General features: G+C 57.6%; 13 protein-coding genes and 3 pseudogenes. 9 read left to right on the top strand and 7 right to left on the bottom strand.

What is annotated here, in order from left to right:
- Positions 1-103 precede the first annotated feature (103 nt).
- Positions 104-298 (bottom strand): con-10 family general stress protein, encoded by a 195-nt coding sequence (locus G9X68_RS17230; protein ID WP_171603424.1) that lies wholly within the window; start codon positions 296-298, stop codon positions 104-106.
- Positions 299-1,542: 1,244 nt separating this feature from the next.
- On the opposite strand from G9X68_RS17230, the gene G9X68_RS17225 reads away from it, so the two are divergent.
- Positions 1,543-1,854 (top strand): class II aldolase/adducin family protein, encoded by a 312-nt coding sequence (locus tag G9X68_RS17225; RefSeq protein ID WP_171603907.1) that lies wholly within the window; start codon positions 1,543-1,545, stop codon positions 1,852-1,854.
- Between the two features lie 35 nt (positions 1,855-1,889).
- Entirely contained in the window at positions 1,890-2,903 is a 1,014-nt protein-coding gene (locus tag G9X68_RS17220) for an amidohydrolase family protein (protein ID WP_171603423.1), read from the top strand.
- Positions 2,904-3,663: 760 nt separating this feature from the next.
- On the opposite strand, the pseudogene G9X68_RS17215 reads toward G9X68_RS17220, so the two are convergent.
- Together G9X68_RS17215 and G9X68_RS17210 are read right to left on the bottom strand one after the other, a co-directional pair.
- Positions 3,664-3,807, bottom strand: a pseudogene (locus G9X68_RS17215) (BrnA antitoxin family protein); the annotation flags it as partial.
- Positions 3,807-4,049, bottom strand: a complete 243-nt coding sequence (locus tag G9X68_RS17210; protein ID WP_138331622.1) for a hypothetical protein — start codon at positions 4,047-4,049, stop codon at positions 3,807-3,809. The gene G9X68_RS17210 and the pseudogene G9X68_RS17215, both read right to left, overlap by 1 nt.
- 600 nt (positions 4,050-4,649) lie before the next feature.
- Here G9X68_RS17210 and G9X68_RS17205 point away from each other — a divergent pair.
- Both G9X68_RS17205 and G9X68_RS17200 read left to right on the top strand, forming a co-directional pair.
- A pseudogene (locus tag G9X68_RS17205) lies at positions 4,650-4,862 on the top strand (DUF1515 domain-containing protein); the annotation flags it as partial.
- A gap of 1,256 nt (positions 4,863-6,118) precedes the next feature.
- The gene (locus tag G9X68_RS17200) at positions 6,119-7,318 is read left to right on the top strand and encodes an MFS transporter (protein WP_171603422.1); all 1,200 of its coding nucleotides are present in this window, start codon (positions 6,119-6,121) and stop codon (positions 7,316-7,318) included.
- Positions 7,319-7,773: 455 nt separating this feature from the next.
- Here the strand turns inward: G9X68_RS17200 and G9X68_RS17195 are convergent, their stop codons facing one another.
- Positions 7,774-8,331, bottom strand: coding sequence for a hypothetical protein (locus tag G9X68_RS17195; RefSeq protein WP_171603421.1), 558 nt, complete (start codon positions 8,329-8,331; stop codon positions 7,774-7,776).
- A 128-nt stretch (positions 8,332-8,459) separates the two neighbouring features.
- Positions 8,460-8,678 carry a hypothetical protein gene (locus G9X68_RS32195; protein ID WP_280526516.1) on the bottom strand — a complete coding sequence of 73 codons (219 nt, stop codon included), beginning with the start codon at positions 8,676-8,678 and terminating at the stop codon, positions 8,460-8,462.
- On the opposite strand from G9X68_RS32195, the pseudogene G9X68_RS17190 reads away from it, so the two are divergent.
- A pseudogene (locus G9X68_RS17190) lies at positions 8,574-9,670 on the top strand (putative bifunctional diguanylate cyclase/phosphodiesterase). The gene G9X68_RS32195 and the pseudogene G9X68_RS17190 overlap by 105 nt on opposite strands.
- 84 nt (positions 9,671-9,754) lie before the next feature.
- On the opposite strand, the gene G9X68_RS17185 reads toward G9X68_RS17190, so the two are convergent.
- Positions 9,755-10,018, bottom strand: a complete 264-nt coding sequence (locus tag G9X68_RS17185; RefSeq protein ID WP_171603420.1) for a DUF982 domain-containing protein — start codon at positions 10,016-10,018, stop codon at positions 9,755-9,757.
- 1,099 nt (positions 10,019-11,117) lie between these two features.
- Here G9X68_RS17185 and G9X68_RS17180 point away from each other — a divergent pair.
- From G9X68_RS17180 to G9X68_RS17165, 4 genes are all read left to right on the top strand, one after another.
- Complete coding sequence (locus G9X68_RS17180; protein ID WP_171603419.1) at positions 11,118-11,324, top strand: hypothetical protein; 207 nt, start codon at positions 11,118-11,120, stop codon at positions 11,322-11,324.
- A 159-nt stretch (positions 11,325-11,483) separates the two neighbouring features.
- Positions 11,484-11,699, top strand: a complete 216-nt coding sequence (locus G9X68_RS17175; RefSeq protein ID WP_425328645.1) for a LuxR C-terminal-related transcriptional regulator — start codon at positions 11,484-11,486, stop codon at positions 11,697-11,699.
- Between the two features lie 96 nt (positions 11,700-11,795).
- Positions 11,796-12,182 (top strand): helix-turn-helix transcriptional regulator, encoded by a 387-nt coding sequence (locus G9X68_RS17170; RefSeq protein ID WP_342355341.1) that lies wholly within the window; start codon positions 11,796-11,798, stop codon positions 12,180-12,182.
- Between the two features lie 194 nt (positions 12,183-12,376).
- Positions 12,377-12,658 (top strand): hypothetical protein, encoded by a 282-nt coding sequence (locus tag G9X68_RS17165; RefSeq protein ID WP_171603418.1) that lies wholly within the window; start codon positions 12,377-12,379, stop codon positions 12,656-12,658.
- 573 nt (positions 12,659-13,231) lie between these two features.
- Here the strand turns inward: G9X68_RS17165 and G9X68_RS17160 are convergent.
- Entirely contained in the window at positions 13,232-15,418 is a 2,187-nt protein-coding gene (locus G9X68_RS17160; protein ID WP_171603417.1) for an ATP-binding protein, read from the bottom strand.
- Between the last annotated feature and the right edge of the window lie 56 nt (positions 15,419-15,474).

The raw sequence follows: 15,474 nt of genomic DNA, 5'->3' as shown, positions 1-15,474 counted from the left end.
CTCATTTCTCCTTTTGCGGGCCTCTGACCGGCTAAGGCCACTGGTGGTAAAAAGGGCCGAGCAAAGCCCGGCCCCTGGATCGTATACGCCAGGAACAGGTTAATTAGCGATTGCCACTACTGGAGTTTTCGCCACCCTTTTTGCCGGCTTCGGAAGCGCGCTCCGGATCGTTCTTGAAGTTGCCGCCTGATGACTGGCCGCCTTTGCTGGCAATCTCCTTCTGCTTTTCATCATCCATCGACGCGAAGCCGCGGTTGGACGTATCGCCGCCGGAGCGGCTTCCACTTTGATTTGCCATTCTATTTCTCCTTACTCAGGGTCATTCCCTGGTAAGCGAACCTCAAATACCCGATAAGGTTTCCTGTTGGTCTTACACCGTACAGAGCCGACTGGAACGCCTTTCAGACGAGGGCTGCTCTGCCCCCGCCGGCGGATTATCGAGTCGCGTTTCTCAGGCGATAAGCCTCAACAGCTCCAACCGCGATGCGGGTTTTCGAGATAAAGGAAACTCCCGTTTCAAGGTCGTGGTGAAACAGCGTGTCAATGTCGTTCCGCCTGAGGAAGACCACCGTTCGCAGCCTCGACAAACCTCGAAAGACTTGAACCGGTTCCTCGCGCTACGAACGATTTGAGCGTCGACACCACCAACTCGGCGGCAGCGGCCTCTGTGCTGGCGAATGAAAATTCGGCGGAGCGAGATCCTAGCGACGTCGCTCAAGGCACTTTTTGCAGAGGAATTATGGGGACTGGGTGCAAGATTTTTTTCTTTTGGCGACCGCGGTTGTTTGAATCTTTTGGCGATCTCCTGCCATCCAACTTCACCCGCGCGGCCAGCACCGGAAAGGAACAGCTCAGCGGCAATAAGCGGGTGCCTTCTTATCAAACGAGCCGTCATCCTCGCCAACCCCGCAATCGCGGCCTTTTCCACGCCCGTCCGCGCCAGCCGCTCGACCGCGTAGCGCTCGAAGTAGCTTCCGGTTTTTGCCTCTTCAGTAGAGGGCGCGGCGCCTAGTGAACCGCGCCCCTCCGCGGGTGGTCATCGGCGTCTTTCCGCAATTTTTTAGGAAGGGCGTCGTTCGCGGTGCTTCTGACGACGTCCATCGCGGCGTGCGCGGCTTCGCTCATCGCGGCGCCTGCGATGCTCATGGCCCGCTTACCCTTCCGCGCTCCCTTCCCGGTCTCATCGGCCACCTCTCCACCTTCGGCCGCTAGGACCGTGGCGGCTGCGCCGGCGGGCGCAGCAAATGCCTCTCACCGCGATCGAGATCGCTGGAGAGTTCAGCGAGCCGAAGCTTGTCGGCCCACAAATTCAGGATGTCCTAATATCTCTGAACCGTCTCGGCGACGTTGAGAGCTTTGATAACGGCCGCAGTTTTATCCGCATTGCGGGATGAAAATTCCGGCATTGCCCCGCATCATCAAGGCCTTGCCCCATACGCTTTGATTCTCCTTGGCAAATGCGCCGAGACCTCCAAATAAACCGCACTCGAAGCGATAAACTGATTTTTAAAGCTCCGGTCCTATTTCCGCTCGCGCTCGGCGCTGAGGCCTACCACGGAACTCATCACCACGGCCGAGCGCGGCAAGGCGGTCGCCGCCTGCCTCGGCGAGCATGGCGCCATGCTGCTGCAGAACCATGGGCTGGTCACCGCAGGCCCAAGCATCGAACAGGCGATCTACCTGGCGCTGTCGCTCGAAAACGCTTGCATGATGCAGCTCTGGGTCGAGGCTGCCGGCGGCGCCAAGGCGCTCGGAAAGCCCGAGGATATCAAGGCCAAGCGCAAGCACATGTTCCGCGAAGAGATGTTCAAGGCGACCTTCGCCTATCTCGTCCGCCGCTTGAAGCGCAGCTGACGCGGCCAGACACATACGACTGAGAAGGAGTCCCAATGTATTATATCGATGCGTTCAACCATTTCTTCCCGAAAGCACTCTGGGATAGGATCCAGAAGCTCGAAGGCGCGGGCAAGGATATCGGCCGCCGCATGCAGGGTGTTCCCTGCATTTACGATCTCGAGACCCGCTTCCGCGTCATGGATGAGTTTCCCGATTACCGGCAGATCATCTCGCTCGGCATGCCGCCGCTGGAAGCCATGGGCGGCCCGGAGCTCGCCACCGAATTGGCCCGCATCGCCAATGACGGCCAGGCCGAGCTCGTCGAGAAATATCCGGAGCGCTTCGCGGGCTTCGTCGCAGCCCTGCCGATGAATGCGCCCGAAGCCGCCGTGGGCGAAGCCGAACGCGCCTTCACCGAGCTCGGCGCCAACGGCCTGCAGATCCACACCAACGTCAACGGTGCGCCGCTCGACGAGGAACGCTTCTTCCCGATCTTCGAAGTTGCCGCCAAGCACAACAAGCCGGTGCTGCTACACCCCTCGCGCAATGCCTCGATGACCGACTATGCCACCGAGGACAAATCGAAATACGAAATCTGGTGGACCTTCGGCTGGCCCTACGAGACCAGCGCCGCCATGGCCCGCCTGGTCTTTTCGGGCTTCATGGATCGCCTGCCGGACCTCAAGGTCCTCGCCCATCATATGGGCGCCATGGTTCCGTATTTCGAAGGCCGCGTCGGCCCGGGTTGGGATCAGCTTGGCAAGCGCACGACGGATGAAGACCTGACGCTTGTGCTGAAGCGCCTGAAGAAGCGTCCGCTCGACTATTTCAAGGATTTCTACGCCGATACCGCCGTCTTCGGATCGAAGGCGGCGACGATCTGCGGCCTCGAATTCTACGGCAGCGACCGCATCCTCTTCGCCTCGGACTCCCCATTCGACCCGGAAAAGGGTGCCGGCTATATCCGCGATACGCTGAAAATCCTGAATTCGCTCGATCTTTTGAAGGAAGACATGGATAAGATCTGCTTCCGCAATGCCGAAACCCTGTTCGGGCTCAAAGGCTGAACCTGCGAGAAGTTGAACTGTTGCGCGGCTGCAATGCGTCCCTTTACCGCCACGCCGTATTTAGCAGTCACTGCCCTTGCCCTGTCTTATGCCATTTCCTCGCCATCGCCCCATGGAACGCATTGAGTCGACGATCATCGAGTTCGAAGCGAGTTGTCGCGTGTTAATGCTGCGGTGCTCCCGATGGTCGTCGAAACGGCCGTCCGCTACATTGACTAGGCTTACTGAAGAAGGGGTGACCACCATTCTCAGTGGCGCCGGCACGATGGTGAGTTTCGCTCCATCCAGACGGCCCTTTTGCGCGGCGCGTGTCTTATTGGGTCGGCAGATGAAGGCTTACAGAATTCGTTGCTGATTTCACTCTCCTGCAACAAGTTTGGAAGCTGTCCAGTCCCGCAATGCCGTAAAGTATGCCTTGCCTTCGCTATTTTCGCCGCTAGCGCGATCTGATGGAGGAGGGTTGGCCCGCCATCTTGTCCGTCGCAGTAGCCTCACTATCTCAGATGTGCCCTCGAATTTGGAGCCTCGAGATGGAAAACCTTCCAGTAGAACTAATCGCCGCCCACGACGGTGAAATACTGCCGCCCGAGCGGAGATGACCGCGACGAAATGTCGACATGTCTCTGTTGCGGCCGGTCGCGATCCTTCCTCGACGAGGACGGTTGCGGCATCTGCGAGGAATGTCTCGCGCCGTGAAGGCTTCGTTGGAACTTCTTGAATCGGCGTCAGTTTCCCCAGACGGTGATAGTCAACGAGGAGACGGGAAGACCTCCCGAAACGGCCGAGCCTTAGCCAACTCTTCGTCGCTGAGTTCAGGGCTGTCCGGGTCCGCGGCGATCATCTTCTGGATTTCAGCCTCTTCCTCAGCGGTTAGAGGGTGTTTCGAGGAATACTTGGTCATAATCAAAGCTCCCGCATCAGCTTTGCTATGTTATCACGGTCGAATGGTATGTCGCGACCGTGAGCACGAATATGGAGACTTATCTCACGTGGGATAGGGTCCAATGCCTTCAGGTAGTCGACGGCATCTGACATCATCGGGAAGGTCTTCTCCTCGGTGGAGAAGCCATCGCGAATAATTGTGATCGTGGTTTCACTCTCACCGTATATGGCGAAGGTCTCCCTAGCGCTGAAGTTCTGGCTCATCTCGCCTACTCCTTATGGAGTCAAAGCCATCCGGCTGCGGTGCCAGGGCGATCTGCTGCGGTTGGTGGCCGCTCAGCGCACGGTGTACTTGGGGCAGTTCAGCTTACGCTTGTCCGGGCGTGAAGAATGCCAAATACGCCAACGCTAAGATCATCGCGACAACGAAGATTGTCAGCACGAATTTGATCATGCCTTTCGTGGCTTTTTTCTCTGTGTTGCTCATGCCACCCCAACATCAATGAAGTAGTGAAGTTCCCGCCGTTCGGCAAACTAGCCGGTTAGCTGCTTAACGACATCATCGATCGTTTCTCTGACTGGATAATAACTCGGCGAGGCATCTTTCCCCAACACGCAGACATAGATGTGGGTGCTGCTGGTAAACGCCCTAACGGCGCCACATGCTCCGGATTGCTGAAGACGATTGGATCGTTGTGGCCTGCGTAGTGGAATGGCACCAGCCTCATCTCATCCTCCCAAGTTGGCTATCCCCGCAGTGAACTAGAAAAGTCGCCGTCGGTTGCAAGATACCTGGAGCTGACTGCGCGTCCGCCTCAACAAGGAAAACTCTAATGGACCCTTCGATTGCTCCGGCCTCCCGGCCAGATCCGGGAAGAGATCAAGGGGCTAAAGGGAACCGTGGAGAGTAACCATGAAGCGGTCCAGCCAACCCTTGAGGAGTGGAAGCGGCTCAAGACTGTCGGCTATGGCATCTCAGGGCTCATTGCCTTCGCCGGCCTGACGATCGGCGGCATCATTGCCTATGCAAGCGATGGCGCGGTAGCGGCACTTCGGCATTTGCTGAAGATACATTGATTGCTCGCGATTTTGCGCTTGGGATAAAAAGAGCCCCGCCGAAACGGGGCAGTTTCTGGAAAGAACGGACCGCACAGGAAAGGAAGGGAAGCGGACACCCCAGCGTGGGGCGCCTGTGCGATCCTCGCCGCCTAACGTGAGATTGCCAAAAAAGTTCCTGGGTTCCGGACCACTAATCGCTCCTAACGGACAGGAGAGCGGATCGCGAAGATAGCAAGGGGTTGCTGCTGGAGACAGGAGACTCCACTGCGCGATCCGCTCCGGCCCAAGTAACACTTTTGTGTGACAATAGTTCCGATACGATACTGCGCAGTAAGAGTATTATCGACGTCAAGCGACCATCCATCCTGCGGATCAATTGTGTGGCAACTGAGAAAGGGAAGTATACTCAATCACCCCGGTCGTTCTGCCGCTTCGGCTATTTCAGGTTGTTCTTTGCTGGAGTCGGTGTAGCGTCGTCCATAAAGCGCCGTTTTCACATATTGAGGGCGAAGTGTTAGACTGGAGTTGTAAAAAATCTCCGCGCGGCCTAACGCTCTTACGATCAACACCCGCCATTTGTTCCCTGGGGCGGAAGAATTTTTAATGTCGATCCGGAGGTGGACCGAAACGCCAATGCCAAAAAAGCCCCGCCTTTGATAGGACGGGGCTAGTTTGGGTTCGGCGGGCCGCATATTGAAGTGTATGGTAGGCTGCCATAACGATCTCTGTACGGCCCGACCCCTTACGATCGGCGCAGCCAATTGTTCCCGTCCCGACAGATTTTCTTTATCGGCCTTTCGGCCGGCCATGTAATCCTAACAGTTTTTCGTAGTGCTCCTCGACTCCGGCATGCCTCCCGGGACGTTGTCTCCCATTCCAGGCAACACGGTATCGGATGGATTAGTCGCCGCTCTCCGAGCGATGTACCGCCAGAACATGCCCGAGGTATCGGACCGGTCCGTCTCAATACGAGAGAGTTTCGGGTTCCTGTGCGATCCAGCATTGAAGAGAGCATGGCGTAGATGCCCTTGACGCGAGACCGGACGTTTAGCGCTACTCCTATTGCCCGCTCAGTTTCCAACTATCCCCAGACGGGCAGGCTACGCGGTTGAAGCGCTTGATGCCGTCGAGGGATTGCCGACTGGTTATAAAACCGCGACATCCGTCAGGCCCATCGTTACTGGGATCCTCTGCGTCCCTCGCCCACCCGTCTTGTCATCAAGCCGATACATTTTACTTGCTAATGGTTCGCAATTGCAGATCGGATAGCATTGATGACCCAAGAGCAGACTGAGACAAAAATTCTTCTCCCTCTCATCGTCCTCTCGATTGCCCAGCTGATCGCCTGGGGCGCCGTTGGCTTCCCGGCCGTCGCAGCCCAGCTGATGGCGGCGGATCTTCATATGGGGATGCCCGCAGTGTTTGCCGGGACGACGATCTTCTATGTGATGATGGGGGCGTGTTCGCCGTTGCTGTCGCGGGTGTTTGCCAGCCTCGGGGCGAGGGTGGTGATGATTGCTGGGACGGCAGGTTCAGCGGCCGGGCTTGTCATCCTGTCGCTGGCGCATTCGCCGGTCAGTTATTTCCTTGGGTGGATGATCGTAGGGGCGGCGGGCGGCGCCAGCCTGACCATGCCGGCACATATTCTGCTCAATGAGATTGCCGGGCGCAAGGCGGCGCGAGCGATTGCGACGCTGATGCTGGTGACGGGCCTGTCGAGCACGATCTTCTGGCCGCTTACCTCATTCCTGCAGGCAGAGATTGGATGGCGGGCCGCCTGCGAAGTCTATGCGCTGACCATGGCTGTGGTCTGTCTGCCACTCTATTTTTTCGGCCTGCCACGCAGAGGCATTAGAGCCGCGCAACCCGGGGCAGTGGCGGCGCCTGTCGTGGCACGAAGCTATGACCGGACCTTTGTGCTGATTGTGGCGGCGATCGTCTTCAATGCCTTCATCACCTATGGCTTCAGCTCGGTGCTGATCGAGCTGCTGAAGGGCGAAGGGCTGAGCCCGTCGCAGGCGCTTGCCTTCGGCTCGGCACTCGGCATCATCCAGATCGTTGCACGCGGCGTGAACCTGATCGGCGACAACAAATGGGATGGCGTGGCGATCGGCATCGGCTCTTCGGCAATGCTTTGCATGTCGCTCATGATCCTGCTTGCGGTTCAGGGCTCGCCCGTCGCCGTCGGGATCTTCCTGGTCCTCTACGGGACGAGCAGCGGCGCGCTTGCCGTGGCGCGCTCGACGATCCCGCTGGGGTTTTACGATAAGGGCGAATTCGCAAGAGCGCTGTCGCGGATCGCCCTGCCGCTCAACTGGATCTCCGCCGCCTCGCCGCCGATCCTCATCTGGCTAATGAGCAACTACGGCAATGGCGCCGTGCTATCGCTCTGCCTGTTTTGCTCGCTATCGGCGACCGTCATGCTCTGCCTCCTGCGCGGCCGGCGGCCGGCCGGGGGGACACTCGCGGCCTAGAGACGCCCAGAGAAAAAAGCCGAGCGGGATATCCGTTTTGGCATCGACAGCGCACCGGCCCACCATTCGCGTGTGAAGGCTCCTTCGGAGAGGGTCAGGCTCCCCGGCACGTGTAGTATGCCCGCCAAAGTCTGGACTCGCACAATTGGCGCAAGGCCCAAATCAGCAAAGGCACAAGCGTACGCCTTGAAAGGGATCGAACCGTCGACCCGCACCGCCAACTATATCCATGAGAATGTTCATTTATCATGGATATAGTTGCCCTGTGGCCCGGGCGATACTCCCTATCGTCGCTCCCTCTTATGGCCTGAACACACCATGAGTGCCGAAGCCAGTAGTACAATATACCTGGGTGGCAACGGTGCCCAAGGTGTCTGGAAGGTCGAGCTCCTGAATTTTCGAACGGCGATGCCGTGGTTCAGGTGCTGGAAGCGAAGATAGGGAGCGCGACATGTTCACCGTTCAAACCGCTCCAGCATTTTTCTTAACTGCGCATTTTGCAGCTTTAGCTTTCTGGCCAGCTGGCCCCGGAGCACTCTGATCTCTTCATCTAGGTTCATCTCGACTCCGGTGTGAACGCCCTGGAAGACCTGGGAAACGTTCGCAATCGCTACCCTTTCCGTGCCGCGACGTCTTTGTTTGCGCAGCTCGACCTCGACGGTTCGCTTGATCTTCGTTACATCACGTGCAGCGGCGATACTAGTACCGCCGAATAAAGCTGGATCAGCGGCCTCCAAGATTTTGGCGTCTTCGCGGTCGACCTTATCGTGGCCATCGTCTTCGGCTTCTTCGAAATGCACAGGCTCTGCAGAAATTGCCGCGGATTGATCGTGACGATGTAGCTCTTCGCTTGCCGGTCGATCAGCGCTATTCAAGCTATCCACGGCAGGTGTTTCAGTCGGATCGGCAATACCCAACGCGTCCGGCGTAACCTCATCGGTCGAGCCATTTTCTCTCTTTTGGTCGCGTCCCGGTGAGATCAGTCGGGCAAGAAATTTCCATGGAGACGCCATCTATCTGACCTCGCGTTTTGTCCCGCAAGCAGGCTGCGAGTTCTAATTCCGGCAGCAGCATTCACCGCCGCCAAAATGTATGTCTCCATAAACATAGAAATGCGGCCAGCGATTGACCAGCTGCTATATCAATCGAGCTTGAGCCGTTTGCGCAGATCGGCATTTTCACCGCGAAGTTTTTCAGCCAGAAGCTTGCGCAGTCGTATCACTTCAAGGAAGTAAACGACACCTTGAGACATGCCGTGGGTGATCTTCTGCTCAAGGCGGTTGCGGATAGGTTGACAGACTGTTTGCGCGAAGGGGATAGCATCGCGCGACTGGGCGGCGACGAATTCGTCGTCTTTCAAGCGGACATTCCAAGCAGGAAACAAGCATCGTCCGTGGCTCAACGGATTGTCGAGGTTGTTGGTAAGGTTTTCATCATCGATGGGAAGTCCATTCGCATCGGCGTCAGCATTGGCATTGCGATTGCCCCGGACGATGGCGACGTCGCCGATTCCATATTGAGGCATGCCGACACTGCTTTGTACAAAGCAAAATCGAACGGTCGCGGCACCTTTTGCTTTTTCGAAACCGCGATGGATGCCGACCGACAAGAGCGCCGCAAACTTGAGCTCGACCTCCAGCAGGCTTTGGAAACCAATCAATTTGAAATTTACTATCAGCCGCAGGTCGACGCTGCTAGCGAACAGGTTGTCGGCTTCGAGGCGCTCTTGCGTTGGCACCACCCTGAGCGAGGTCTCGTTTCACCAACCGGACTGATCGTGCCGATTGGGGAGCGGGTCTTGCGCCAAGCCTGCAGAGACGCTGCGGGTTGGCCCGCAGATATCGGTGTCGCCGTCAATCTTTCCCCTCTTCAGTTCAGGAGCCAAACGCTGGCGCATACGGTCGTTTCCGCCCAGAGCGATGCCGGGCTGCCAGCCTCTCGCCTTGAGCTGGAGATTACGGAATCCGTTCTCCTCACCGACAACGAGACAGCATTGGCAACGCTTCATCACATCAGGGCCTTGGAGTGCGGATTGCCATGGACGACTTCGGGACCGGCTATTCGTCGCTGAGCTATTTGCGGCTCTTTCCCTTCGACAAGATCAAGATCGACCAATCCTTCATTCGCGAACTTGGCAGCTCCAAGGATTGTGCGGCGATTGTGAAAGCGGTCGTCGATCTGGGCGCAAGTCTCGGTATCACGACAAATGCAGAAGGCGTTGAGACGACAGATCAGCTCAGTCGAGTCAGAGAGCAGGGGTGTGGCGAAATTCAGGGCTATTTGTTCGGAAAACCTCTTCCTCTCAGCAGTGTCCATGACCTCATACGCGGGCGCTTGACAAGCGCTGCCTAATGCATGCCCATCTCTTGGCGTAACCTACCCGTGACGCGTTCGGCTCGAATTTGTGATCGGGCGCCTGCCGAGTTGCGGTAGAGGTCAGTGAAGGACAGAGATAGCTTTTACGCCCGCTTCCATTGCAGCTCGAATTATGGCCTCTCGCAATTGGTCGGCTTCTATATTCCCGGTCATGACGTCCAGGCAAGCTTTGACTGCGACAAGAAATTCCTCACCATCGTCAGAGGGCCAGTCCTTCATCAGAGCGTTGGCCGCGTCTCCGGCAGTCCGGACAATCATCCGCTTGTCACTGTCCTTGAAAACAAGGATCACCGGATCAAACGACGCCGAAGTGTCCCATTTCATTACTCTTGTTCCCAACACATGTTAGCATACCGGTAACCTTGCAAAAGGCGTGCCGCGCACGCGCGATCTATCGCAAGGAGCAATGACATTGCGGGGAGCAGGGCGAAACGAGGATGTTGAGGGATATGCGCGACACCAATGACGATCCTCCTGGACTCGCTCCGCTTCCTTGCGCGCGGTAATGTTTCTAGCGACATTCGAGGCGCCGACGATGCGGCCATCCGCGTCATAGATCGGAGATACCGCAAGGGAATGGAAGGCGGGCAAGTTGCGTTCGCGCAATTCCCGAAGCTCTCGACCAGAATTCCGCCGGTCTGTCGGCACGATGACTTGCTGCCGAGGCGCAGCATGAGCATGGCCAATTACACAGGTGAAAAAACGAGAACATAGGCAAACAGGCGCATTTACTTGGACATCTTGAGCATTGGGGTCCCGATCAATGTAACGCCAATTGAGGCCAGCTTCGCCATGTCGAGGGGCTCTCTGAGGAAAAAGACACCAAACAGCACGGCGAACACCATGCTGGATTCCCGAGCACCCCGACCTTCAGCCTTTGCTCAGCGAGACCCGGACCTGACCCTTTCGTAGATGCAACGTCACCAATGTTATCGGGATTCCGTTGGAGGAGGTGAGACCAGAAAGTGTAGCTTTCAACTGTTTCGGCAAGACGAGCGCCTAAACCGTCAACGACCGTATATCCGGCGATGAAGATCCCTGTGCCCACTGCATAAAGCACTGCTCTTGGTTCGCGGACGCCCTAGCGTCCGCGTGTCAACGCCAGGCTCATGATGCCCAGAGCGACTACGAGACCGAAAGGCCCGCCTGCATGGTGAGCATTTCACGGACGACCGTAATGGATATGAACGCAACGATTAGCGGCAACCTCGCGAAATGGGATAGACGTGACGTCGGGTTGCCATGCCTCTATGGCGAGGCGTCGTCAGGGCCGCCGCATCGGCAACCTAACATGCTTTTCGTATTCGTGCGGCAGCTGAATAAGATGTTGACCCTTGGGCGGTCTGCAGCGACTCGAGGATGCAACAAATGCTTGTGATGCCTGCCAAGGGGGAGCATAATGCGTGTGCACGGAGTAGAGACAATGACGCCGTTCAGTTTCGAAACGGACTTTTCACTGTCGGGCGAGGACCTTACGCTTCTGCGGGGTGTCCTCGACGCCTGGCTGCGCGAAAAAGGCGTTGCGATGGGCAGTGAGGAGGCTGCTTATGCAGGGCTTTTAATCGCCGAGTGGTTCCAGGTTGGAATCAGGAACCCGTCGCAATTTAGGTCTCTTTTAGAACCGCAATGAGCCACACCCTTTAGCATGTGTGGCGGACTATATTTTCGCGGCGTTTGCGGTACCCGTCATGAGATGCGGTAGAACACGGCCGATAGCCGCGTGCGGATCTTGTTGCAGATCGTGGACGTTGAAGCCAAAGCTCGGCTTCAGGCCGGACGCCTGCAGACCATGTTCGACTTGACGGACGCCGAAACCCGAGTGGCGACGTTGATCGGTAGCGGAATGAGCCTGCATGCGATCGCTCGAGTGCTTGGAGTGTCCCCCAACACGGTCAACACACACAGCCCGTTGTTTTGGAAAAACCGGCGTTCGACCCCAGCCCGCTCTCGCCGGAGAGCCCTGATTGGCGAGCGGCGAACGTCGACCAAACAGATTACCCTTTAGCAGGGACAGCATGGGATCTACGCCATCTTCCTGACCGTAGGATACCCGTGGAGGCGAAGATTGGTACACGATCTCGACAGCCACTGACGGCCGCGGATGGCGCCGCTACGCCTTTCGATGGAGCTTTTCCATAGTCCGGCCATCAGCCTTCCTCCTCACCTCGCGATAATCACTCCGCTGGCGCAATCATCATCCGCCATATGCGACGCGACCGATAGCCGGGGACGGGTTCTCTTGCAGATTGTCGATCCCGAAACAAAGACCCGGCTGCAGGCTCGACGGTTGCAGACGATGTTCGGCTTGAGGAATGCAGAGACGCGGGTTGCAGCGTTGATCGGCAGCGGGATGAACCGTCATGATATGGCCCGAGCGCTCGGCGTGTCGCCGAATACAATCAAAAAGCACGCTGCCCGTTGCTTCGGAAAGGTCGGAGTCCGAGCGCAACCTAATCTAGCGCGCTTCATCGCCTCCATTCCGGCGTAGCCTGGGGCGTATGGTCCGATGTTCCTGCTACGGCCTTAAACATCAGCACAACTCACCCGATCGGATGATGACGGGTCCATCCAGGAACGTGAATATGAGGTACCAACCTCGCTCGGTTCGAGCGTTCATCGCGCTCGAACCACCCTTTTTTCTGAGATGGTCGACATCGAGCTGATTTTTTGCTGGAGGCGATGATGTCACCCGAAAGCCTTGCGCCACAAATATTCTCTCGGGCATGGGCCGTAGGTCTGCAGACTGTCCGCGACAAGGCAATTTGCTCCTTTGAGCATATGACCGTTATCCCCAATTTGTCGCCTTCTTTTTACGCGCTTTCATGTCAGGAACTCAGAAGGGACATGGAAATCATCCTCCAGATCGGCCTTTCGAGGCTCCTTGCCGATGGCGAGGTCAAAACTGGTCCTGCCGGCTATTCCCTGGCATTGCCGATCGCGGCTCATTTGCGAAAGTCTCCGTAGACGGCCACCAATGCGCCGAATAGCCGGAGCGTTGGTCGACTATATCTCCTGTCCGATCGTTGGCACCGCATTTCGGAAGGGGTGAGATGTGGCCGCGATCGGAGTGTGGGGACGCCCTTAGCTCTTCCGATCTGCCGCCGTCCAATCGTAGACACAGCGATCGAGACCGATGACGATTCGAGGGCGAGCACATCCAGCTCGCGCTTCGCCCCGCCCTTGCCCGAGATCTCAATCTCAACCTCTGTGGAAATCGGTGCGGTATGAGATTGAGGCCAGTCTGGGCGTCGGCTTCAGGGTATTGTGCTGTGAAGCCACCTTTTGAAGCCGCTGCGCCGAAGCCGTGCGTAGACACCCCGCCGTTCTGGTGGAGGGCGTGCGGCTATTGCGAGGCGGTTACACGTGGCGCAGTTCGTTTTCTTCCTCGCGCCCGACTCGATGACGAAGGGCACCCGCCGCGTCAGACCAAGTCGTTGTTCGTGTACATCAACTCTCCAACAAAGATGCACTCGGAGCCTTGCGGGTGACGGCGAAGGTTCCGCTCGCTGCTGCGCAACAGCGCCAGCATACTGAACTCTATTTCAGGTCAAGAATGTCTCTTACCCGTACCGCCAGGTCTTCGAACGAGAATGGCTTTGTCAGAAGATGAACGCCCTTATCCAGGCGGCCATGATGCACGATGGCATTGCGAGAATAGCCGGTAGTGAACAGCGCTTTCATTTCTGGATACAGTTCTCTTGCCTTAGCAACGACATCCGCACCGCTCATCCCCCCGGGAAGGACGACGTCGGTGAAGATCAGATCAACAGGTCCGTGGGCCGCCAGCAGTTGGAGGGCAGTAGGGCCGTCCTTGGCTTCCAATATTTGGTAACCCAGCTCTCGCAGTGACTCGACCGAATATGCCCGCACATCCGGATCATCCTCGACGACAAGGATGAATTCGCCGTCCGCCGCCTCCGGGATCGGCGCGCTCTCGGCAACCTCGTCCTCCGCGCCTTCGGCGATCAACCTGGGGAGATAGATTTTGACAGTCGTGCCATCTCCGACCTCTGAGTAGATCTTCACATGACCCTTTGACTGTTTGACAAAACCATAGACCTGACTGAGCCCGAGGCCTGTGCCTTTACCCTGATCCTTGGTCGTGAAGAAAGGCTCAAAAACGCGAGAAAGGATTTCGGCGTCCATACCCGTTCCAGTATCGGAAACACTGATTGCTGCATACTGGCCGGGAATGACTTCGGCATGCATCGCGGCATACGCTTCGTCGAGGTGGGCGTTGAACGTCTCGACCGTCAGTTTCCCCCCATCGGGCATCGCATCGCGTGCGTTGATCGCCAGGTTTAGCAAGGCGCTTTCAAGCTCATTCGGATCCGCTTCTGTCCTCCAGAGGCCACCGGCTAACACCACTTCGATCTGGTAGATCTCGCCAATTGTCCGGTGCAGCATTTCCGACATGCCTCGTATGAGGGCGTTCGCATCAACGGGCTTCGGATCAAGCGCCTGTCGCCGAGCGAAAGCCAGAAGTCTCTGCGTTAGCGCTGCGGCGCGCCGCGCACCGTTCATCGCCTGTGAGGCTGCTCTACGCAGGCGGCCAGCTTCGGGCGGCAAAGTTCGCATCAGCGTATCCAGGTTGCCGACGATGATCTGCAAGAGGTTGTTGAAATCGTGGGCGACGCCACCCGTTAACTGCCCGACCGCTTCCATCTTCTGGGCCTGGCGAAGAGCGTCCGCGTTGCGGGTAAGCTCGTCTGTCTTCTGCCGGACAAGATCTTCGAGATTGGCATTGAGTTGCCTCAGAGCCTCCTCGGCGCGCCGCCGCTCCTGGAGTTCGCCCTGTGCCGCATCGAACAGCCGCGCATTGTCGATGGCGACCGCCGCCTCTCCGGCCAAGCCCGCCAATCCCTTCTCCGACTCCTCATCAAACACGCCCGTGTCGGCATGGCCGAAGAACAGACCGCCGATTACCTCTCCCGTCCGTGAAATGACGGGAACCGCGAGGTAACTTCGGACAGGAAGGTGGCCTTCCGGCATACCACGTCGAGGGGCGTTTTTCCCGTAGCGGTGATCTTTTGTGATGTCGTCTGAACGCAAAATGCCTTGGCCGAGGAACGTCGGCGCAAACACTTCGGTGTTGCGAGGCATCGGAAATTTTGAAAACGCCTCGCGCGGGACGCCTGAGAGCGTGTAGAGCATATAGCTCTCGCCGGCCTGGTTGATAACATTGTAAAAGAAGGCACCGAACTGCGCCCCGGTCAGCTCGACCCCGGCGTCGGTCACAAGTTGAACGACCTTCTCCAGGTCGTTCTCGCGAGCGAGACTTGTGCCGGCACCATTGAGGATCTCCAGCGCGCGGGTGCGCTCCCGAAGGGCGATCTCAGTTTGCCTCTGCTCGGTGCGATCCCTCAGAATCTTGACGAACCCGACCAACTCTTGCTCGCCACCGAAGAGAGGCGTTGTCTCTCCAACGGCCCAGATCCGTCCCGCGTCCTTGCGCATTCGCCAGCCTTCGCCTCCTCCTTTCCCGTTCAGGCGAGCATCGGCGAGCTCAGCTGCCAGCAAATCGGGGGCGCCCTCGTTACTTGGGAAGATTTCGATCAGCGTCTTTCCGAGCATCTCCTCCTGCGACCATCCGAGCAGCCTCTCGGCACCTTTGCTCCAGCTGGTGATATTGCCTTCGGCGTCGAGGGTTATGATCCCGGTATCGATGGCGCTGTTGAGGATTTGTTGAAGGCGTTCGGCGGGAAAATGGATTGGGGATTTCATCGTGCCTCTTGGCTGGCCTGTATTGCGGCAGAAGCTATCACAACGCAGAAGCCTCG

The sequence above is a fragment of the Rhizobium changzhiense genome (assembly GCF_013087625.1).
GTDB classification, from domain to species: Bacteria; Pseudomonadota; Alphaproteobacteria; order Rhizobiales; family Rhizobiaceae; genus Rhizobium; species Rhizobium sophorae.
The sequence above is the reverse complement of the archived record's forward strand: the minus strand, read 5'-3'. Positions and strand labels throughout refer to the sequence as shown.